Annotated in this window: 19 protein-coding genes and 2 tRNA genes; 12 read left to right on the forward strand and 9 right to left on the reverse strand. The window is 75.2% G+C overall.

What is annotated here, in order from left to right; translation table 11 throughout:
• The first annotated feature begins 86 nt into the window (after positions 1–86).
• From trmB to ACLQ14_RS17200, 3 genes are all read left to right on the forward strand, one after another.
• Positions 87–830 (forward strand): tRNA (guanosine(46)-N7)-methyltransferase TrmB, encoded by a 744-nt coding sequence (trmB, locus tag ACLQ14_RS17190; RefSeq protein ID WP_425815251.1) that lies wholly within the window; start codon positions 87–89, stop codon positions 828–830.
• Between the two features lie 23 nt (positions 831–853).
• A complete protein-coding gene (locus ACLQ14_RS17195) occupies positions 854–1,792 on the forward strand; it encodes an ATP-grasp domain-containing protein (protein ID WP_425815253.1) in 939 nt (312 codons plus the stop codon).
• A gap of 121 nt (positions 1,793–1,913) precedes the next feature.
• Positions 1,914–1,989, forward strand: a tRNA-His gene (locus ACLQ14_RS17200).
• Between the two features lie 78 nt (positions 1,990–2,067).
• On the opposite strand, the gene orn is transcribed toward ACLQ14_RS17200, so the two are convergent.
• Positions 2,068–2,736: an oligoribonuclease gene (gene orn, locus ACLQ14_RS17205; RefSeq protein WP_425815255.1), complete on the reverse strand. Its 669-nt coding sequence runs from the start codon at positions 2,734–2,736 to the stop codon at positions 2,068–2,070.
• A 489-nt stretch (positions 2,737–3,225) separates the two neighbouring features.
• On the opposite strand from orn, the gene ACLQ14_RS17210 reads away from it, so the two are divergent.
• Entirely contained in the window at positions 3,226–3,909 is a 684-nt protein-coding gene (locus tag ACLQ14_RS17210) for a phosphatase PAP2 family protein (protein WP_425815257.1), read from the forward strand.
• 6 nt (positions 3,910–3,915) lie between these two features.
• Here the strand turns inward: ACLQ14_RS17210 and ACLQ14_RS17215 are convergent, their stop codons facing one another.
• Genes ACLQ14_RS17215 through ACLQ14_RS17225 form a run of 3 tightly spaced genes read right to left on the reverse strand, consistent with a single transcriptional unit; the run spans position 3,916 to position 5,863 of the window.
• The gene (locus ACLQ14_RS17215) at positions 3,916–4,539 is read right to left on the reverse strand and encodes an energy-coupling factor transporter transmembrane component T family protein (protein ID WP_425815259.1); all 624 of its coding nucleotides are present in this window, start codon (positions 4,537–4,539) and stop codon (positions 3,916–3,918) included.
• Positions 4,539–5,231, reverse strand: a complete 693-nt coding sequence (locus ACLQ14_RS17220) for an energy-coupling factor ABC transporter ATP-binding protein (protein ID WP_425815261.1) — start codon at positions 5,229–5,231, stop codon at positions 4,539–4,541. The genes ACLQ14_RS17215 and ACLQ14_RS17220 overlap by 1 nt, the downstream gene beginning before the upstream one ends.
• A complete protein-coding gene (locus tag ACLQ14_RS17225) occupies positions 5,228–5,863 on the reverse strand; it encodes a biotin transporter BioY (protein WP_425815263.1) in 636 nt (211 codons plus the stop codon). Before ACLQ14_RS17225 ends, ACLQ14_RS17220 begins: the two co-directional genes overlap by 4 nt.
• 186 nt (positions 5,864–6,049) lie before the next feature.
• On the opposite strand from ACLQ14_RS17225, the gene tsaA reads away from it, so the two are divergent.
• Positions 6,050–6,481 (forward strand): tRNA (N6-threonylcarbamoyladenosine(37)-N6)-methyltransferase TrmO, encoded by a 432-nt coding sequence (tsaA, locus tag ACLQ14_RS17230; protein ID WP_425815265.1) that lies wholly within the window; start codon positions 6,050–6,052, stop codon positions 6,479–6,481.
• Between the two features lie 11 nt (positions 6,482–6,492).
• On the opposite strand, the gene ACLQ14_RS17235 is transcribed toward tsaA, so the two are convergent.
• A tRNA-Arg gene (locus tag ACLQ14_RS17235) sits at positions 6,493–6,565 on the reverse strand.
• Between the two features lie 78 nt (positions 6,566–6,643).
• On the opposite strand from ACLQ14_RS17235, the gene ACLQ14_RS17240 reads away from it, so the two are divergent.
• The 5 genes from ACLQ14_RS17240 (at position 6,644) to ACLQ14_RS17260 (ending at position 12,930) form a co-directional block, all read left to right on the forward strand.
• Positions 6,644–8,410 (forward strand): GTPase, encoded by a 1,767-nt coding sequence (locus ACLQ14_RS17240; protein ID WP_425815267.1) that lies wholly within the window; start codon positions 6,644–6,646, stop codon positions 8,408–8,410.
• Entirely contained in the window at positions 8,407–9,948 is a 1,542-nt protein-coding gene (locus ACLQ14_RS17245; RefSeq protein WP_425815269.1) for a GTP-binding protein, read from the forward strand. The genes ACLQ14_RS17240 and ACLQ14_RS17245 overlap by 4 nt, the downstream gene beginning before the upstream one ends.
• Before the next feature lie 88 nt (positions 9,949–10,036).
• Complete coding sequence (locus ACLQ14_RS17250) at positions 10,037–10,597, forward strand: single-stranded DNA-binding protein (RefSeq protein ID WP_425815271.1); 561 nt, start codon at positions 10,037–10,039, stop codon at positions 10,595–10,597.
• Positions 10,598–10,738: 141 nt separating this feature from the next.
• Positions 10,739–12,421: an energy-dependent translational throttle protein EttA gene (gene ettA / locus ACLQ14_RS17255; protein WP_425815273.1), complete on the forward strand. Its 1,683-nt coding sequence runs from the start codon at positions 10,739–10,741 to the stop codon at positions 12,419–12,421.
• 11 nt (positions 12,422–12,432) lie between these two features.
• Positions 12,433–12,930, forward strand: coding sequence for an acyl-CoA thioesterase (locus tag ACLQ14_RS17260; protein ID WP_425815275.1), 498 nt, complete (start codon positions 12,433–12,435; stop codon positions 12,928–12,930).
• Between the two features lie 87 nt (positions 12,931–13,017).
• Here ACLQ14_RS17260 and ACLQ14_RS17265 read toward each other — a convergent pair whose 3' ends face one another.
• The 3 genes from ACLQ14_RS17265 to ACLQ14_RS17275 are packed head-to-tail and all read right to left on the reverse strand — an operon-like array spanning position 13,018 to position 15,973.
• Positions 13,018–14,613: an SDR family oxidoreductase gene (locus tag ACLQ14_RS17265; RefSeq protein ID WP_425815277.1), complete on the reverse strand. Its 1,596-nt coding sequence runs from the start codon at positions 14,611–14,613 to the stop codon at positions 13,018–13,020.
• 26 nt (positions 14,614–14,639) lie between these two features.
• Entirely contained in the window at positions 14,640–15,572 is a 933-nt protein-coding gene (locus tag ACLQ14_RS17270) for an acyl-CoA thioesterase (protein WP_425815279.1), read from the reverse strand.
• A 2-nt stretch (positions 15,573–15,574) separates the two neighbouring features.
• On the reverse strand, positions 15,575–15,973 hold the full coding sequence (locus ACLQ14_RS17275; RefSeq protein ID WP_425815281.1) for a globin: 399 nt from the start codon (positions 15,971–15,973) through the stop codon (positions 15,575–15,577).
• Between the two features lie 102 nt (positions 15,974–16,075).
• Between ACLQ14_RS17275 and ACLQ14_RS17280 the strand changes: the two genes are divergently transcribed.
• Entirely contained in the window at positions 16,076–16,597 is a 522-nt protein-coding gene (locus tag ACLQ14_RS17280; RefSeq protein ID WP_425815283.1) for a PTS sugar transporter subunit IIA, read from the forward strand.
• Positions 16,598–16,631: 34 nt separating this feature from the next.
• On the opposite strand, the gene ACLQ14_RS17285 is transcribed toward ACLQ14_RS17280, so the two are convergent.
• Positions 16,632–17,552, reverse strand: a complete 921-nt coding sequence (locus ACLQ14_RS17285; protein ID WP_425815285.1) for a mechanosensitive ion channel family protein — start codon at positions 17,550–17,552, stop codon at positions 16,632–16,634.
• 91 nt (positions 17,553–17,643) lie between these two features.
• On the opposite strand from ACLQ14_RS17285, the gene malQ reads away from it, so the two are divergent.
• Positions 17,644–19,791 carry a 4-alpha-glucanotransferase gene (malQ, locus tag ACLQ14_RS17290; RefSeq protein ID WP_425815287.1) on the forward strand — a complete coding sequence of 716 codons (2,148 nt, stop codon included), beginning with the start codon at positions 17,644–17,646 and terminating at the stop codon, positions 19,789–19,791.
• Positions 19,792–19,941: the final 150 nt, after the last annotated feature.

Below are 19,941 nucleotides of genomic sequence, written 5' to 3' on the forward strand. Positions count from 1 at the left end.
TGGCGCACCACCAGCAGAACGACAGGCCGTTCGCCCCTGCGGGGGCGGGCGGTCTTCGTCGTTCCCCACCCAGGACTGGAGCCGTCGTGACCGTACCCGGACCGGCGTCGTCGTACCGGTCGGTGCCCGTCTCGTTCGTCCGCCGGAGCCGGCGGCTGAGCGACACCCAGCAGCGACTGTGGGACGAGCAGCGCCTTCGCTACCTGGTCGACGTGCCGCGCGCTGCGGCGACGACGTCCGTGGACCCGGGCTTCGTCCTGGACCTCGCCCAGGTCCCGCCCGGCTCGGGTCCCGTGGTCCTCGAGATCGGCTCGGGCCAGGGGGACGCCGTCGTCGCGGCGGCGTCGGCGCGGCCCGGAACACGCTTCCTCGCCGTCGAGGTCTACGAGCCCGGGCTCGCGCACACGGCGAGACGCGCCGCTGCCGCGGGTGTCGACAACCTCCGCCTCCTGCAGGCGAACGCCCCCGAGGTCCTCGCGTCCGCGCTGCCCGAGGCGGGCGTCGACGAGCTGTGGATCTTCTTCCCGGACCCGTGGCGCAAGGCCCGCCACACCAAGCGGCGCCTCGTCGACGAGCCCTTCCTGGCGCTCGCCGCCCGGGTCCTCGCGGACGGCGGCGTGCTGCGGTTCGCGTCCGACTGGGAGCCGTACGCCGAGCAGGTGCGCGGCCTCCTCGAGTCGGCGTCGGACTTCGCGGCCCACGGCACCACGACGCCGGACGGCTGGGCGCCCCGGTTCGAGGGACGGGTCCTCACGGGCTTCGAGCGCAAGGGCACGGCCGCCGGGCGCGTGGTCCGGGACCTCGCCTTCGCACGGACACCGCGCGCCTGAGGACCGGCGGCTAGGCTCGTGCCGTGACCGACGCCATCGCTCCCAGCCGCCTCCGCGCCGCGCTCGTGACCTGCTCGGAGCTGCCGGACCTCGACCCCGACGACGTCCCGCTGATCGGGGCGCTCGCGGACCGTCGCGTCGCCGCGACTCCCGCGGTCTGGGACGACCCGACCGTCGACTGGGGGGCGTACGACCTCGTCGTCGTGCGGTCGGCCTGGGACTACGCGCCCCGTCGCGACGAGTTCGTGGCGTGGGCCCGGAGCGTGCCCAGCCTCCTCAACCCGGCGGACGTCATCGCCTGGAACACGGACAAGGCGTACCTGCACGAGCTCGCCGAGCGCGGGGTCCCGACGATCCCCACCGTGTGGCTCGACCCCGAGCGCAACCTGAGCGCCCGCGCGGTCCACACCCGGATGCCGGCGCACGGGGACTTCGTGATCAAGCCCACGGTCAGCGCCGGCGCACAGGGCACCGGCCGGTACGAGTCCGGCGACGCGACGGAGCGCGGGCTGGGCATCCGGCACGCGCTCGACCTGCTCGCGCAGGGCCGGCACGTCATGATCCAGCCGTACCAGCACGCCGTCGACACCGTGGGGGAGACGGGCCTGATCTTCGTCGACGGCCGGTTCTCGCACGCGATCGGCAAGCGCGCGCTGCTCAGCGGCCCGTACGACGCCGACGACGCGTCCCTGTACGTCCGGGAGCAGCTCGACAGCGCGACCGCGACGGCGGAGCAACTCGCGGTCGCGGAGAAGGCGCTGGCCGTGGCGGCGGAGGTCCTGCCCGCCGCGGTGAAGCCGCTGTACGCCCGCGTCGACCTCGTGCCCGACGCCGTCGGGTCGCCTCTGCTCATCGAGCTCGAGCTCACGGAGCCGTCGCTGTTCCTCGGGTTCGACGGCGACGCGGTCGACCGGTTCGCCGACGCCATCGCGCTCCGGGCCCTCCGGGCTCGCGTGTCCTGAGCGTGGCCGGGCCGGAGGTGGTGCGGACGACCTCCCGCGACCAGGTACACTTTTCGTCGGCCCCACGGTGAGATTCTCGCCGGGGTCGAACCGCGGGTGACGTGGCTGCACGTCCCGCATGGTGGGTATAGCTCAGCTGGTAGAGCACCTGGTTGTGGTCCAGGGGGTCGCGGGTTCAAGTCCCGTTACTCACCCCAGAAGCGAGGCCCGGAGCCTCGACCGAGAAGCGATTCTCGGCCGAGGCACCGGGCCTCGTTCGTGTCCGGGCCGCTCGGTCAGGCCTCGGCCTCGGCGGCCTTCGTCGATCCGGCGCGGGACGGCGTCGCGAGCACGCGGGCGGCGACGGCCTTGGCCGTCTTCGAGTCGGGCCCGGGCTGTGGCACGAACAGCGCCTCGCGGTAGTAGCGGAGCTCGTCGATCGACTCGAGGATGTCCGCGAGCGCCCGGTGGCCGCCCTGCTTCTTGGGGGCCTGGAAGTACACGCGCGGGTACCAGCGCCGGGCGAGCTCCTTGATCGACGACACGTCGACGATCCGGTAGTGCAGGTGCTCGACGAGCTCCGGCATGTCGCGGTCGAGGAACGTCTTGTCGGTGCCGACCGAGTTGCCGGCGAGCGGCGCCTTGTTCGGCTCGGGAACCCAGGCGCGCACGTAGTCGAGCACCTGGCGCTGCGCGTCGTCCATGGTGGTGCCGTCGGCGAGCTCGACGAGCAGGCCCGACGACGTGTGCATGGTCCGCACGTAGTCGCCCATCTGCTCGAGCGCCGCGGCCGGGGGCTTGATGAGGACGTCGATGCCGTCGCCCAGCACGTTGAGCTCGGAGTCGGTGACGACCGCGGCGACCTCGATCAGCGCGTCGTCGACGATCGACAGGCCGGTCATCTCGCAGTCGATCCAGACGATCCTGTCGGTGCCGGGGGTGGGGGAGGGCGTCAGGGTGCTCACGCCCACAGGTTACGGGTCCGGACGGACGAGTGCCCCGCCGCTCCGGCCGGGTGGGCCGGTGCCGACGGGGCACCCGGGGTGGTGCGTCGCGGACGGGGACCGCCGCCGGCTCGAGGCCGGTGCGAGGACCCGTGGGCGCGCGTCATGCGGACCTGCGGTGCGGCACGCGGGTGCGTGCCGGGACCCGTGAGGTGACGAAGCGCAGCGCCTCGCGGCGTCGCGTCGCCTCCTCGAGCCTCTCCCTCCTGGCGATGTCCGCGGCGCGGAACATCATCTCGGGATGCATCGTGTTCTCCCTGCTGTGCGTGTGAACGGTTGCGGACCGGCCGGGCTGATCAGACCTGGCCACGTGCTGCGACGGCGGATGCCGGTGGGTGCAGCGTGCCCGCGTGGACGTCACCGCGGTGATGGGACCAGCCTCGCAGGAGGGTGTGACACAGCGCACGGTCTTTTCGTCGCCCGTAGGGTGCCCTGCATGGGGCGCGACGCATGACCGGACCGGGGGTCGCGCGACCGGACGGCGCGGCGGGGGCCAGGCGCGCCGCGGCGTGGCTGTCGGCGGCGGGCTGGCTGGTCTTCCTGCTCGTCCTGCTGCAGGTGGCGACGGGGACGGGGCTCGCCCACGCCGACGAGCCGGTGCTCGCCTGGCTCGTCGACCACCGCACGACGGCGGCGACCCACGTGCTGACCGCCGTCACGGACCTGTTCGGGGCGGTCGTCCTGCCCGCCGTCGTGGCGGTCGGCTGCCTGCTGTGGTGGTGGCGCTCGCACGACTGGTGGCGCCCGGCGCTGCTCGCCGGGGCGCTCGCCGTGCAGGCCGTGCTCGCGCTCGTGCTCAAGGCCGTCGTCGCCCGCCCGCGCCCGCCGGACCTGACGCAGACCGTCCCGGGTGCCGTCGTCACGCACTCGTTCCCGTCGGGGCACACCATGGCCGCCGCGACGCTGACGACCGCCCTCGTCTGCCTCCTGGGCGTCTCCCGAGGCAGGTCGACCGCCTGGTGGTGGGCGGCGTCGTCGTGCGCCGTGGTGGTGACGGCGCTCGTGGCGACGAGCCGGCTGTACCTGGGCTACCACTTCGTGACGGACGTGGTGGCGGGCGCCGCCGCCGGGTTCGCGGTGGGGGTGCTGGTGGTGGTCCCGCGGCGGCCGTCGCGCGGGACCGCGCCGGGCTGAGCGGGGTCAGTCGTCGACGCCGCGGGCGCGCAGGGCGTCGCCGAGCGCGTCGGCGCGGCGCAGCGTGCCCACGACGAGCGGCACGGCGAACGCGCGCAGGTCCCGCTCGTGCCCGCGGGCACGCTGGGCGTCGCGGACGTCGTCGGCGAGCGTCGCGAGGACCGGGACGGAGCGGATCGCGAGCGCGAGGACGAGCGCCACCCGCTCGGGCCGGACGCCGACGACGCGCAGCGGCCGGGCGCCGCGCTCGACGGCGTCGAGGACCTCGGTCGTGCGCGTGGTCAGCACGACGAGAGCCGCGAGCGCGACGAGCAGGACCAGCCGGGTGCTCAGCAGGGCGGCGCGGGCCGGTCCGTGCGCCCACCACTGCAGCGCGAGGACGGCAGGAACGAGCCAGACCAGCGGCCGGAGCTGGGCGAGCAGCGCCCGCGCCCCCACGCGGGACGCCACCGCGACCCCGAGCACGAGCGCCCCGAGCGCACCGACGCCCCACCAGGACCGCACCAGGAGGACGGCGACCGACACGAGCGCGAGCGCCCCGAGCTTGAGGCCGGCGGGCGCGCGGTGGACGACGGAGTCGCGCGGGACGTACGCGCCGAAGAGCCCGGTCGCCGAGCGGAGGGCACCCATCACGCCCCCATGAGCCGGCGGTAGAACGCGAGCGCGGGCGCGGGCTCGTCGTCGGCGACCACGCGGCCGTCGTCGACGACGAGCACCCGGTCGTAGGCGGCCGGGAGCTCGAGGTCGTGCGTCACGACCACGACCTGCTGCTCGAGCGCGCCCAGCAGCCGGCCGACGGCGCGGGCGTTGCGGAGGTCGAGGAGAGTGGTCGGCTCGTCCGCCACGAGCAGGCGCGGCCGGGTGACGAGCACGGACGTGATCGCGAGGAGCTGCTTCTGCCCTCCCGACAGCAGGTGGGCCGGGTGGTCGGCGTGCCCGGCGAGGCCGCGCTCGGCCAGCGCGGCCCGGACGACGGCGGCCCGCTCGGCCTCCGGCAGGCCGCGTTCGCCGCGCCGCGGTCGCAGCGAGTAGGCGACGTCCTCGGCGACCGTCGGCATCACGATCTGCGCGTCCGGGTCGGTGAACACGAAGCCCACGAGACGCCGGACCTCGGCCCCGTGCGTGGCCGTGTCCAGGCCGTCCACGGCGACCCGGCCGCGGGTCGGGACCACGAGCCCGTTCAGCAGGCGGGCGAGCGTCGACTTGCCCGAGCCGTTCGCGCCCACGATCCCGACCCGGTGCTCGGCGAGCTCGAGGTCGACGCCGCGCAGCACGTCGCGCTCGCCGAGCCGGACGTGCACGTCGTCGAGCAGGACCTTCACCGGCGGCGTGCGGCCGGGCCGGCGGGCGGGTACGCGCGGACGACGGCGGCGGTCACGACGGCCGTGAGCACGGCCTTCACGACGTCGCCCGGCAGGAACACCCACGACCCGGTCACGGCCGTCCACAGCGGGATCCCGGCGACGACCGCCGAGACGGGGATCCCGACGGCGTAGATCACGCCCATCCCCCCGACGACGGCCGCGCCGAACACCTTGGAGGCGGTCACGCGCCCGCGGATCCGGTCCACCAGCCAGCCCGTGACGGCGGCCCCGAGCACGAACCCGTACAGGTAGCCCGCGGTCGGGCCGACGAACGGCTCCACCCCACCGACGCCGCCCGCGAGCACGGGCAGTCCGGCGAGCGCGAGCAGCAGGTACGTCACCACGGCGAGCGCGCCGCGCCACCAGCCGAGGAGGGCGCCGGCGAGCATGACGCCGAGCGTCTGGAGGGTCAGGGGCGCGAGCGCCGACCCCAGCGAGATGGCGGGCGTGAGCGCGAGCACGCAGATCAGCGCGGCGAACGAGGCGATGCGGGCGGCGTCGGGGGCGGTGACGGCGAACCGTCGCGCGGTCGGCGGGGCGGTGGGCTCGTGCGTGGCGGGCTCGTGCGTGGCTGGCTCGGTGGCGCTCATGGGTCTCCCTGGTGGAGGTCGGTTTGGTGCGTCGTCGACAACTGTCCCGTACACGCGCCCGCGGCGGCAGCGCAGTCCACGTGCGAGTTCGGGCCCGCGCGTTGGAGGCATCCCACAACGCGTTGTCGAAGCCCCACAAGCCCGGCTCCTCGCGCGCGGGCCCGACGCCGTCCGTACGCTGACGGCATGGACGCCGACCGACAGCTGCGCACGACCGTCGAGCTCCGGTCCATCGGTCGGGTGTCCTCGTCGCTGACCCGGCCGGCCGACGCGCCCCGGCAGCCCGACGAGGGCGCCCCGCCCGCGACCCTCGAGCTGGACCCGGAGCTCGCGCCCGCGGTCGTGGGCCTGGGCGCGGGCGACGCGATCGTCGTCGTCACCTGGCTGGACCGCGCGGACCGCGCGACGCTCGCCGTCCACCCGCGCGGGGAGCAGGACCGGCCGGTGCTCGGCGTGTTCGCGACCCGCTCGGCGGACCGGCCCAACCCGGTCGGGCTGCACACCACCCGGGTCGTGGCGGTCGACGGCGCACGGATCGAGGTGGACCGCCTCGAGGCCGTGGACGGGACGCCGGTGCTCGACGTCAAGCCCGCGCTGGGCCCGGCGGAGACGCGGTGAGACGCGCGCGGTGCCCCGAGCAGGACTCGAACCTGCAACCTACGGATTAGAAGGCCGTTGCTCTATCCATTGAGCTATCGAGGCGCGCGCCCATCGTAGTCACCAGGCGTGCCCCGGCGCGGCGCGGTTTGCGCTGACGTGCTGAGCAGCAAAGATGAGGACGTGACCCAGCAACCACCGTCAGGCGCCGACCGGGCCGCGCCGGAGGCTGCCGAGGCTTTCACGCCGACGCTCTTCGACGTGGTGCGCGACCTGCGCCGCGACGTCGCCGCCGTCCGTCTGCCGCTCGAGCTCCCGGGGCGCGACGAGGCGCTCGGGTCGCGCGAGCGCCTGCTCGGCCAGCTCGACCAGCACCTCCTGCCGCGCCTGAGGGAGCTGAGCGCCCCCGCCGTCGTCGTCGTCGCCGGTTCGACGGGCGCCGGCAAGTCGACCCTGTACAACTCGGTGCTGGGCGAGGAGGTCTCGCCCGCCGGCGTGCTGCGCCCGACGACCCGCGAGCCCGTCTACGCGCACCACCCCGCCGACGCGGAGGTGGTGCCCACCCAGGCGCCCGCGACCGAGCGGTCGCGCGTCGTCGTCAGCGAAGCCGTCCCGCGGGGCATCGCGCTGCTGGACGCGCCCGACCTCGACTCCCTGGAGGAGTCCAACCGCGACACCGCGCGCCTGCTGCTCGAGGGCGCCGACCTGTGGCTCTTCGTCACGACGGCGGCCCGCTACGGCGACGCGCTGCCCTGGCAGACGCTCGAGCTCGCCACGGAGCGCGGCGCCAGCGTCGCGATGGTCCTCAACCGGGTGCCCCGCGACACGCTGCCGACGATCCGCGCGGACCTCATGGCCCGCCTGCGCGAGCACGGCATGGACTCGACCCCGCTGTTCGTCGTGCCGGACCTCGGCCCGCACGAGGGCCTGCTCGACGACGCGGTCGTCGCGCCCGTGCGGCGCTGGCTGACGCTGCTCGCGGGCCGGGAGCGGTCGCGGTCCGTCGTCGTCCGCACGCTGCAGGGCTCGCTCGACGCGCTGCCCGGCTGGGTGGCGCGGCTCGCCGAGGCCGTCGAGGCGCAGGTGGCGGCCGGCGCGGCGATCCGGGAGACGGTGCGCGCCGCGCTGCCGCCGGTCGCCGACGCGGCGCGCCGCGGGGCCCTCGCGGGCGGCGTCGCGCACGGGTCGGTGGCAGCGGGCTGGGCGCAGCTCGCCCACGCGCGCGTGGACGCCGTCAAGCTCAAGGACGGGACGGCCCGGTCCTCGCGCCGCGCCGGACGCCGACGCGAGGCCGCGATCGAGCCGGTGCTCGCGGACCTCCTCTCGTCCGTCGGGCACAGCTGGCAGGGCGCGGCGGACGCCGCGGACACCGCGCTGCGCGCCGCCCTCACGGCGGCGGACGGACCGCCCGGGGGTGCGGACGTCGCGCCGCTGCTCTCGGGCGGTTCCCCGGACCGCCCGGCCCGGGCGCGGGCCGAGGCCGCGGCGTGGGAGACGGAGGCGACGGACGCGGTGCGCACGCTCGTCGGCGACCGCGCGGACGCGGCACGCCAGGCCTACGGCGAACGCGGGCTCGCCGCGCTGCTCCTGCTGGGCGCCGCGGGCCTCGACGACGCGGCCCGGGCGGCCGCGCGGGTCGTGGGCGACGACGCGGGCCCGGTCGTGGAGCGGCTGCGGACGTCGCTGGCCGACCGCGTCGCCGCGGTCCCCGAGACGGTGGCCGCCGGCGTGGTCGCGCACGTCGAGGGTGCGGCGTTCGCGGACGACGCCGCGTCCGGGCTGCGGCTGCGCCGGGCCGAGCTCGTCCGCCAGACCCGGCACGCGCGGGCCATGCGCGGAGGCGGGGCGCGCCCGGCCTCGGGCACGGGCGCCGTCGGCGGCGCCAGGCCGCGCGGCGCACGGGGCGGCCGGCCGCCGGTCGCCGCGCACGGCACGGAGGGAGCGGCATGACCGACGACGCCCGCCTGCGCGCGCGCACGGACGACCTGGAGAACGCCCTGCGGATCGCGGCCGACCGGGTCGAGCCCGAGGTGGTGACCGACGTGGAGACCGCGATCGCCTCGGTCCGCGAGCGCCTCGCGCTCGGCGTCGACCACACGGTCGTGGCGCTCGCCGGGGGCACCGGGTCGGGCAAGTCGAGCCTCTTCAACGCGATCTCGCGGCTCACGTTCGCGGACGTCGGGGTGCGGCGGCCCACGACGGCCGAGGTGACGGCGTGCTCCTGGAGCGACGCCGCGGAGCCGCTGCTGGACTGGGTGGGCGTCGGACGGGAGCGGCGCATCACGCGCGAGTCGCTCCTCGACGGGGACGCCGAGGAGGGGCTGCGGGGGCTCGTGCTCCTCGACCTGCCCGACCACGACTCGATCCAGCCCGCGCACCGGCAGGTCGTCGACCGGGTGCTGCCGCTCGTGGACCTGCTCGTGTGGGTCGTGGACCCGCAGAAGTACGCCGACGACGCCCTCCACTCCGGCTACCTGCGCGAGTCCGTGGGCATGGAGGCGTCGATGGTCGTCGTGGTGAACCAGGTCGACACGATCCCCGAGGGGCGGCGGGAGTCGCTGCTCGAGGACGTGAACCGGCTGCTCGTCGCCGACGGCCTGCGCGACGTCCCGGTCCTGGGCGTGTCGGCCCGCACCGGCGAGGGCGTGCCCGAGCTGCGGGACGTCCTCGAGCAGGCGGTCGCCCGCCGGTCGGTCGCGGCCGGGCGCGCCGCGGCCGAGCTCGACCGGGCGAGCCGCGTGCTGCTGGACTCCACGCCGTCCGGCGCACCGTGGGACGCCGACGCGGCGCTGCACGAGGAGGTCGACGCGCTCGCGCACGCCGTGGGCCTCGACGGCGTGGGCGCGCAGGTGCAGAGCGTGATCCGCCGTGGCTACGGTCGCCCCGAGTTCGGCGAGATCCAGACCGACGCGGTCGCGGGCTCGCGTGCGCGGTGGCTGGCGCGCGCGGGCAAGGGCCTGCGGCGCGGCTGGGGCGACGCGCTGGCCGCCGGCCTCGCGACGCCGGCCGAGATCGTGCTGGCGCTGCGGCGCGAGCTCGAGACGATCCCCCTGGACACCCGGGGGCCGTCGTCCGCGCGGCCGCTGCGCCGCACGGCGCTCGTCCTGCTCGTCCTCGCGCTCGTGGCAGGCGTGGTCGCGGTCCTCACGAGCCTCGACGTGATCGACGTCGGGGAGCCCCTCGGGCAGATCCTCGCGATCGTGGCCGTGGCCGCGATCGTGGTCGCGCTCGCCCTGTCCCTCGTCGCGCTGCGGACCCGCCGGACCCTCGCCCGACGGCGCCGCGAGGGTGTCGTCAGGTCGGGACGGATGGCGCTCGAGCGGGTCGTGCGGGGCGGGCTGCTGGCCCCGACGGAACGCATCCTCGGTCAGCGCGACGAGGTCCGCCGGCTCGCGTCGCGCGCGCAGGACGCCCCCCACGGTGCGCCGCTCACCGCGGCCCGTGGGCTGCCCACAGTTCCCGCCGCGCCCGAGTCGTCCACAGGCTGAGTCCTCCTCCGGCCGCCGGCGGGCGGAGGGCGGCACGCTGTGCGGGACGGGCCGGCGCCAGGCCGGCCCACGACCCGAGGAGACAGCGATGAGCGAGGTCCTGACGACCCTGACCGGCTTCGTGGGCGACGACCCGAAGCACTTCGTGTCCGCGACGGGAACGTCCTTCACGACGTTCCGGATGGCGACGACGCGGCGGTTCTTCGACCGGAGCAAGGCCGAGTGGGTGGACGGGCAGACCCTGTGGTTCACCGTGAAGTCGTGGCGGGACCTGGCACGCAACGTCGCCGAGTCTCTGCGCAAGGGCGACGCGGTGATCGCGGCCGGCATCGTCGGCGTCGACGAGTGGGAGAGCCCGGACGGCCAGCGGACGACCCTCGTGCTCGAGGCCCGTGCCGTGGGGCCCGACCTGGCGCGCGGCCAGGCGCGGTTCACGCGGACGATCCACCGCACGGCGCCCGACGACGCGCGCGACGGCGGGACGAGCGGCGTCGGCGGCGAGGCAGGTCAGGCGGGCGACGGCGGGCCTGTCGAGCCCGTGGCCGACGCCGAGCTCGCGGACGACCCGTGGGCGACGTCCCTCCCGGAGCTCGCCGGCGACGAGGAGAGCGCGGACGAGCGGGCCGGCGAGCTCACGTCGGTCGGATAGCGCGACGGGGCGCCCCGACCGCGTAGGCTGGTGGGTCGCGGGCGCCCGGCCTGCGCCGGGCGGCTCCGCGAGCGTCCCGGGGCCGTGGCGGGCGGCGCCCCACGTCCTCCCGAAACGATCGTGACAGGCGGAACACAACCGGTGGCTGAGTTCATCTACTCCATGTACAAGGCGCGCAAGGCGCACGGCGACAAGGTCATCCTCGACGACGTGTCGCTCAACTTCCTGCCCGGCGCCAAGATCGGCGTCGTGGGCCCCAACGGGGCCGGGAAGTCGACGATCCTCAAGATCATGGCGGGGCTGGACCAGCCGTCGAACGGCGACGCGCGGCTGTCGCCCGGGTACTCGGTCGGCATCCTGCTGCAGGAGCCGCCCCTCAACGAGGACAAGACGGTGCTCGGAAACGTCGAGGAGGGCGTCGCCGAGATCAAGGGCAAGCTCGACCGGTTCAACGAGATCTCGAACCTCATGGCCGAGCCGGACGCCGACTTCGACGCGCTCATGGCCGAGATGGGCACCCTGCAGGAGGCCATCGACGCCGCGAACGCGTGGGACCTCGACTCCCAGCTCGAGCAGGCGATGGACGCTCTGCGCTGCCCGCCGCCGGACGCCGACGTCAAGGTCCTGTCGGGCGGTGAGCGCCGTCGCGTCGCGCTGTGCAAGCTCCTGCTGGAGCAGCCCGACCTGCTGCTCCTCGACGAGCCCACCAACCACCTCGACGCCGAGTCGGTGCTGTGGCTCGAGCAGCACCTGGCCAGCTACCCCGGCGCCGTGCTCGCCGTCACCCACGACCGCTACTTCCTCGACCACGTGGCCGAGTGGATCTGCGAGGTCGACCGCGGGCGCCTGTACCCGTACGAGGGCAACTACTCGACGTACCTCGAGAAGAAGCAGGCGCGGCTCGAGGTCCAGGGCAAGAAGGACGCGAAGCTCGCCAGGCGCCTCAAGGACGAGCTCGACTGGGTCCGCTCCAGCGCGAAGGGCCGCCAGACCAAGTCGAAGGCCCGCCTCGCCCGGTACGAGGAGATGGCCGCGGAGGCCGAGCGCACCCGCAAGCTCGACTTCGAGGAGATCCAGATCCCCGCGGGGCCGCGCCTGGGCAGCATGGTCATCGAGGCGAAGGACCTCGAGAAGGGCTTCGACGACCGCGTCCTCATCGACGGGCTGAGCTTCACGCTGCCGCGCAACGGCATCGTCGGCGTGATCGGCCCCAACGGCGTCGGCAAGACGACCCTGTTCAAGACGATCGTGGGGCTCGAGCCCCTCGACGGTGGCGAGCTCAAGGTCGGCGAGACCGTGTCGATCTCCTACGTCGACCAGTCGCGCGGCGGCATCGACCCCAAGAAGACGCTGTGGCAGGTCGTGTCCGACGGGCTCGACTTCATCAAGGTCGGCAACACCGAGATCCCGTCGCGTGCCTACGTCGCGTCGTTCGGCTTCAAGGGCCCGGACCAGCAGAAGCCCGCGGGCGTGCTGTCCGGCGGCGAGCGCAACCGCCTCAACCTCGCGCTCACGCTCAAGCAGGGCGGCAACCTGCTGCTGCTCGACGAGCCGACCAACGACCTCGACGTCGAGACGCTCGGCTCGCTCGAGAACGCGCTGCTGGAGTTCCCGGGCTGCGCCGTCGTGGTGAGCCACGACCGGTGGTTCCTCGACCGCGTCGCGACGCACATCCTCGCGTACGAGGGCACCGACGAGGACCCGGCGAGCTGGTACTGGTTCGAGGGGAACTTCGCGTCGTACGAGGAGAACAAGGTCCAGCGCCTGGGTGCCGACGCGGCGCGTCCGCACCGCGTGACGTACCGCAAGCTCACGCGCGACTGAGCGGGGGACCTGTGACACGGCTGCACGTCCCCGTCGCGCTGCGCTGGTCGGACCTCGACGCGTACCAGCACGTCAACAACGTCGAGATGTTCCGGCTCCTGGAGGACGCCCGCATCACCGCGTTCTGGCAGCACCCGGACGCGGGCGAGGCCGCCTGGCCCACCGCGGTCATCGAGAACGGCCCCGGGGCGTCGTCGCACACGTTCGTGGCGCGGCAGGAGATCGAGTACCTGCGCCCGCTCGCGTTCACGCGCACGCCCGTGCGCGTCGAGATGTGGATCGGGAAGATCGGCGGCGCCAGCCTCGAGGTCTGCTACGAGGTGCACGACGGCGCGGCCCGGTTCGAGCGGGTCGGCCCGCCGGTCGGCGGCGAGCCGTACGCGCGAGCGGCGACGACGATCGTCGTCGTGGATGCGGCGAGCGGACGCCCGCGGCGCATCACGCCCGACGAGCGCGCGGCCTGGGAGCCGTTCGTCGGCGACCCGATCGCCTTCCGACGCCGGGGGTGAGGCCCGGGGGCCCCGTGACGGGGGTCGCGGGGCTGCAGGCCCTCCTCGTCGAGCGGCGAGGTCGGGCGCGCGTCGTCCGAGCTGGGCTCAGGTGAGGTGCCCGGTGCCGGGTCCGTCGGACGCCCGACGGGAGGCCTCGGCGGCCACGTTGCGCTGCATCCCGCCGAACACGACGCCGTGGAAGGGCTTGATCGACCACCAGTAGAGCTGCCCGGCGAGGCCGTGCGGCGAGAAGAGCGCCCGCTGCGCGAAGTACGTGCGCCCGGGACCGGTCGCCGCGTCGGGACCCGGGCCGGACGCGTCGGGCGTGCTCGCGGCGAGCTCCTCGGCGGCGGTGTCGACGCGGAGCTCCAGCCACGCGAGCCCCGGGAGGCGCATCTCGGCGCGCAGCAGGAGCCGCCTGCCGGGGTCGATCGCCTCCACTCGCCAGAAGTCGAGGGCGTCGTCGACCCGCAGGCGTCGTTCGTCGCGTCGCCCGCGGCGCAGCCCGGGCCCGCCCGCCAGCCGGTCCATCAACCCGCGCACGCGCCAGGCGAGCGACCACGAGTACCAGCCACGGTGGCCGCCGATCTCCTCGATGACCCCCCACAGTACGTCCGCGGGCGCGTCGACGACGGTCCGCCGCTCGTCGACGTAGAACGAGCCGCCGGACCAGTCGGGGTCGGTGGGGAGCGGGTCGCTGGGAGCGCCGGGCAGCGCCGCGGACGACCAGCGGGTGGCCACCTCGCCGTCGTGGATGCGCTCGAGCGCCAGCTCGATCGCCCGCTCCGCGCCGATCAGGCCGTCGGGCGGGTCGGGGACGAGCGCGCGCAGGTCGTGCTCCCGGCACACCGTCTCGTGCTCGAGCGACTCCACGAGCGGCTTCGCGATCCCGGCGGGAACCGGCGTCACGAGCCCGACCCACAGGCTCGACAGGCGCGGCGTGAGGACCGGCACGGGCAGGATGAGGCGGCGCGGCAGCCCGGCGACCCGCGCGAAGGTCTGCATGAGCTCGCCGTACGTGAGCACGTCGGGACCGCCGACGTCGAACGTGCGGCTGACGTCCGCCGGCAGGTCGGCGCTCCGCACGAGGTAGCGCAGCACGTCGCGGACGGCGATCGGCTGGATCCGGTTGGACACCCACCGCGGCGTGGTCATGACGGGCAGCCGTTCCGTGAGGTAGCGCACCATCTCGAACGACGCCGAGCCGGACCCCAGGATGACCGCGGCCTGCAGCACGGCGACGGGGACACCGGAGGCGAGCAGGATCTCGCCGACCTCCCGCCGGCTCGCGAGGTGCCGTGACAGCTTCACGCCCGACGGCGCCAGGCCGCCGAGGTAGACGACGCGCGCGACGCCCGCCTCCCGGGCGGCGCGGCCGAACGTGAGCGCGAGGTGCCGGTCCCGAGCCTCGAAGTCCCGGCCCGAGCCGAGCGAGTGGACCAGGTAGTAGGCGACGTCGACGTCCGCGAGCGCAGCCCGCAGGTCGTCCGGGTCGCCGACGTCGCACCGGACGAGCTCGGCGTCGTCCGCCCAGTCGCGGCCGACCAGGCGCGCCGGGTCGCGGGCCAGCGCGCGGACGCGGAAGCCGGCGTCGAGGAGCTCGGGGACCAGGCGCCCCCCGACGTAGCCCGTGACCCCGGTCACGGCGGCGAGGCGCGGCGTCTCCCGCCGGGGAGCGGCGTCGGGCGGCTGAGTAGGCACGCTCCAGTCTCGCGTGGACCGGCGCGTCAGGCAGCGGGGAGCCGGATCATGCCCTCCTGGCCCATGGACGCGACGAGCACGCCGGCGCGCGTGAAGACCCGCGCGGACGCCAGCCCTCGCCCGCCCTGCGCGCTCGACGCGACCTGCTCGAAGAGCAGCCACTCGTCGACCTGGACGTCGCGGTGCCACCACATGGCGTGGTCGAGGCTCGCCATGGAGAGCTCGGGGCTGGACCAGGCGTGCCCGCTCAGGCGCAGCACGGGCTCGAGCATGAGCTGGTCGCACGCGTACAGGAGCAGGGTGCGGTGGAGGAACTGGTCGTCGGGGACGGGCCCTCGGGCGCGGACCCACACGTGCTGCCGGTCCGACCGCTCGGGCGCGGGGCCGAGGAAGAGCGCGCCCTCGACGTGCCGCACCTCGAAAGCGGAGTCGTGCGACCAGTGCCGCGCCTGCGGGTGGTCGATCGCCCCGAGCGTGTCGAGCGCGCTCGGCACGTCCTCGGGGGCGGGGACCCCCTGCGGCGGCGGCGCCTGGAACTCGACGCCGTCCTGCCGCTCCTGGAACGACGCGATCATCGACAGGATCGGGCGGCCGTGCTGGATGGCGTGCGTGCGGCGCGCGCTGAACGACCGGCCGTCGCGCAGCCGTTCCACGGTGAGGTCGACGGGCACGTCGAGGTCGCCCGGACGCAGGAAGTAGCCGTGGAGGGAGTGGGGGAGCCGGGCCCCGCGGCCCGCGTCGTCGGGCCCGTCGACGGTGCGCCACGCCGCGGTGAGGGCCTGCGCGAGCACCTGGCCGCCGTAGACGCGGCCGTTCGGCTGGTGCAGCGTCTCGCCGGTGAAGAGGTCGTCGCCGACGTTCGCCCCCGAGCCGGCCTGCTCCACGGTGCCGTGGGCGGTGACGTCGAGCACGTGCAGCAGGTGGGCGAGCCGGTCGGCGCCCTGGTCGTCGCGCGCCATCCTCACTCCTCGAACGTGTTGACGAGGGAGTGCGCGGCGCGCTCGAGGTAGTCCCACAGCGTCGCCTCGGGCAGCGGCGGCAGCTCGAGCGCGTCGACTGCGGCCCGCATGTGGGCGAGCCAGCGGTCCCGCGCGTCCGGGTTGACCTTGAAGGGCGCGTGCCGCATCCGCAGGCGGGGGTGACCGCGCTGCTCGGAGTACGTCGTCGGGCCGCCCCAGTACTGCTCGAGGAACATCGTCAGACGCTCGCGCGCCGGCCCGAGGTCCGCCTCCGGGTACATCGGCCGGAGGACCTCGTCGGCGGCGACGCCGTCGTAGAAGACGTCCACCAGGCGGACGAACGTGGCGTGCCCGCCGACCTCGTCGTAGAAGGACCGGGGGCTGGTCGGTGAAGCGCTCACCGACCTAGTATCGCCGCTGCGGTGACGGGGTCCGGCTTCCCCCGGCGCGCGCGCCCCGCGCGGTCTAGTGTGGGCGGGGTTCGCCGAGAGACGGGAGGCTGCATGACGTCGGCGCACGAGGACGTCGTCACCTCCGTCTCCGCTACCCGGCTCGTGCTGGCAGCCCCGCTCGACGGCGTCGTGCACGCCCTCGAGGACGTCCCCGACCACGTGTTCTCGGCAGGCATCGCGGGCCCCGGCGTGGCCATCGAGCCGTCCCGGCCGCAGCACGGCCCGGCCCTCGCGCACGCGCCCGTCGCGGGCCGGCTGGTCACCCTCTTCGCGCACGCGTTCGCCGTCGAGCCGTCGCCCGGCTCGACCGTCCTCGTCCATCTCGGCATCGACACGGTCCGCCTCGCGGGCGAGGGGTTCGCGCTCTACGCCTCCGAGGGCGAGGAGGTCGCGCTCAGCGACCCCGTGATCGGCTGGGCCCCGGACGACGTGGAGGCGCGCGGGCTCGACGCGCTGTCGCCGGTGGTCGTCCTCCAGGCCGAGCCGGACAGCGTCGAGCTCCTCGTCGAGCCCGGCCGGACGGTGACCGCGGGCGCCCCGCTGCTCGCGTGGACGGTGCCGTCGCCCGGGTAGGTGCCGCGGCCTGCGGCCACCCCGCGCCTCGCGGCTACGCCGAGACGAGCGTCACGTCGGCGTCGCGGAGCTCGTCGCGGGCGGCGAGCCGCAGGGCGCGCTGGACGTCCCACTGCATGGCCGGCCGCGTCCGCACGGAGACGGACAGCTGGACGCCGTCGGCGGTGATCGCGTCGCCCACCTCGAGCCGCGGCGGCTCGAGGAACGCCCCGCCGAGCACCGCGTCGCCCTGGACCGAGTCGACGGCGCGCTGGACGGCGGCGCGCGCGACCTCGAGGTCGGCGTCGGGCGCGACCACGACCGCCACGACGGCGTTCGCCCACTCCTGCGTCTGGTTGCCGACCCGCGCGATGTCCCCGTTGCGGAGGTACCAGAGCGTGCCGGCGGCGTCGCGCACCTTGGTCACGCGGAGCGCGACCTCCTCGACCGTGCCGCGGACCACGCCGAAGTCGACGGTGTCGCCCACGCCGTACTGGTCCTCGAGCAGCATGAACGTGCCGGACAGGAAGTCCTTGACGAGGCTCTGGGCGCCGAAGCCGAGGGCCACGCCGACGATCCCCGCGGACGCGATGAACGGCGCGAGGTCCACGCCGAGGTCGCCCAGCACCAGGAGCACCGCGATCGACCCGACGACGATCGACGCGGTCGACCTCAGGACCGTGCCCAGGGTCCGGGCCCGCTGTGCGCGGCGCTCGGCGATCACCGGGTCGACCCGCAGCAGGCCGGCCGTCACGCCCTTCTCGGACTGGTAGCCGCGGGCGATGCGGTCGAGCGTGCGGTGGATCAGCGAGCGCAGCAGCACCAGGACGAGGACCGACACGACGATCGTGATCGCGATCCGCAGCGGGACGCCGACGAACCAGTCCCACCACTGCGACGGCTGGGCAGGCGGGATGATGGACGGCTCGGTCGGTGACGGGCTCGGCGTCGGCGTGGAGGTGGCGGCGTGGAGCATGGGCCCAGGGTAGTGGGCGGGTGTGAGCACTTCCCGGGCGCGCCGGGCCACGTCGAGGCAGGTCGGCGCCCGTTCTGGCAGGATCGCGAGTGTGAGCGACTCGTCCACCCCCTCCCCGACCGGCGCGGCGTCCTTGCGCGAGCTCGCGGAGGCGTACGGGGTCGCGTCGGAGTACTGGAGCTTCTTCGGCGAGCGCGTCGTCGTCCCCGACGCCGCGCTGCGCGCCGTCCTCGCGGCCCTCGGGGTCCCCGCGGGCACGCCGGAGCTCGTGCGGGTCCACCTCGCGCACCGGCGCGACGACCCGTGGCGGCGGATGCTGCCCCCGTCCGTCGTGGCGCGGCGGGCGCGCACGACGCCGTTCCCGGTCCACGTGGACCACGGCGAGCCCGTCGAGGTGTGGGTCGAGCTGGAGGACGGAGGCCGCCTCGACCCGCTCCAGGTGGACCACGTCGTCGAGCCGCGGACCGTCGACGGCCGGCTCGTGGGCGAGGCCACGTTCGAGATCCCGGCCGAAGCGCCGCTCGGCTGGCACGTGCTGCACGCGACGAGCGGGACGCGCACGTCGCACGCGACGCTCGTCGTCACCCCGGACCGCCTGGAGCTGCCCGACCTCGGCCCGGACGGGCGCGCCTGGGGGCTGATGACCCAGCTGTACTCGGTGCGGTCGCGCCAGTCCTGGGGCGTGGGCGACCTGGCGGATCTCGCCGACCTCGCGTGGCTCGCGGCGCGCCGCGAGGGCGCGGACTTCGTGCTCGTCAACCCGCTGCACGCGGCCGAGCCGGCGGTGCCCCTGACCCCGTCGCCGTACCTCCCGACGACGCGGCGGTTCGTGCACCCCCTCTACATCCGGGTCGAGGACGTGCGGGAGACCGCCTACCTCTCGGCAGCCGACCGCTCGCTCGTCGAGTGGTCGTTCGACACGGTGCGCGACCTCGACACCGACCCCGGGCCGATCGACCGCGACACCGTCTGGAGCGCCAAGCGCTCGGCGCTCGAGGTCGTGTTCTCCCAGCCCCGCTCGGCAGCGCGGGATGCGGCGTTCGCGGAGTTCCGCGCCGACCAGGGCAGGGGGCTCGAGGACTTCGCGCTGTGGTGCGCGCTCGTCGACCACTTCGGCGGCACCGAGTGGCCCGAGGAGGCCCAGGACCCCGGCAGCCCGCTCGTCGCGCAGCTGCGCCGCGAGCTCGCCGACCAGGTGGACTTCTGGTGCTGGCTGCAGTGGGTCGCCGACGAGCAGCTGGCGCGCGCCCAGGAGCAGGCGACCGAGGGCGGCATGCGGATCGGGGTCATGCACGACCTGGCCGTCGGCGTGCACCCGTTCGGCGCGGACCGGTGGGCGCAGCGCGGGGCGCTCGCGGCCGGCGTCGGCGTCGGCGCCCCGCCCGACATGTACAACCAGCAGGGCCAGAACTGGTCCCAGCCGCCGTGGAACCCGCTCGAGCTCGAGCGCCTCGGCTACGCGCCGTACCGGGACATGCTGCGCGGCGTCCTGCGCCACTCCGGCGGGCTGCGCGTGGACCACATCCTCGGCCTGTTCCGGATGTGGTGGGTCCCCGAGGGGATGTCGCCGGACCAGGGCACCTACGTGCGTTTCGACCACGAAGCGCTCGTCGGGATCCTGTGCCTCGAGGCGCAGCGGGCGGGCGCGCTCGTCGTGGGGGAGGACCTCGGCAACGTCGAGCCCTGGATCCGCGACTACCTGGCCGACCGCGGCGTCCTCGGGACGTCGGTGCTCTGGTTCGAGAAGGACGACGACGGCGCCCCGCGGGCGCCCGAGGACTACCGCGCCGCGACGCTCACGAGCGTGACGACGCACGACCTGCCGCCCACGGCCGGATACCTCGCGGGGGAGCACGTCGAGCTGCGCGACCGGCTCGGCCTCCTCACCGAGCCCGTCGAGCAGGTGCGCCGCGACGCGCGCCGCGAGCGGGAGGCGACGGTCCGGGCGCTCCGCGCGCGGGGCCTCGTGGGCGACGACCCCTCGGAGCGTGAGCTCGTCGAGGCGCTGCACCGGTACGTCGCGCAGAGCCCCGCCGCGCTCGTCGGGGTCTCGCTCGCCGACGCCACGGGGGAGCGGCGCGCCCAGAACCAGCCCGGCACCGACCAGGAGTACCCGAACTGGAAGGTGCCGCTCGGCGACGCGTCGGGCCGCCCGGTCCTGCTCGAGGAGCTGTTCGACTCCGCCCGGCTGCAGTCGCTGCTGCGGGTCGTCGACGATGCCGTCCACCCGGAGGGCTGAGGCAGCACCGGCCCGCGCGACCTCCGAGCACGCCGTCCACGCCCCACGAGAACGGGGTGCCGGGGGCGGGCGCGGGGGCGGGCGGGCCCCCCCCCCCCGGGGGGGCCCCCCGGGGGGGGGGGGGGGGGGGGGGGGGGTAAAAAAAAGCCG

Origin of the sequence: Luteimicrobium sp. DT211 (genome assembly GCF_049844995.1) — a bacterium.
Lineage (GTDB): Bacteria > Actinomycetota > Actinomycetes > Actinomycetales > Cellulomonadaceae > Luteimicrobium.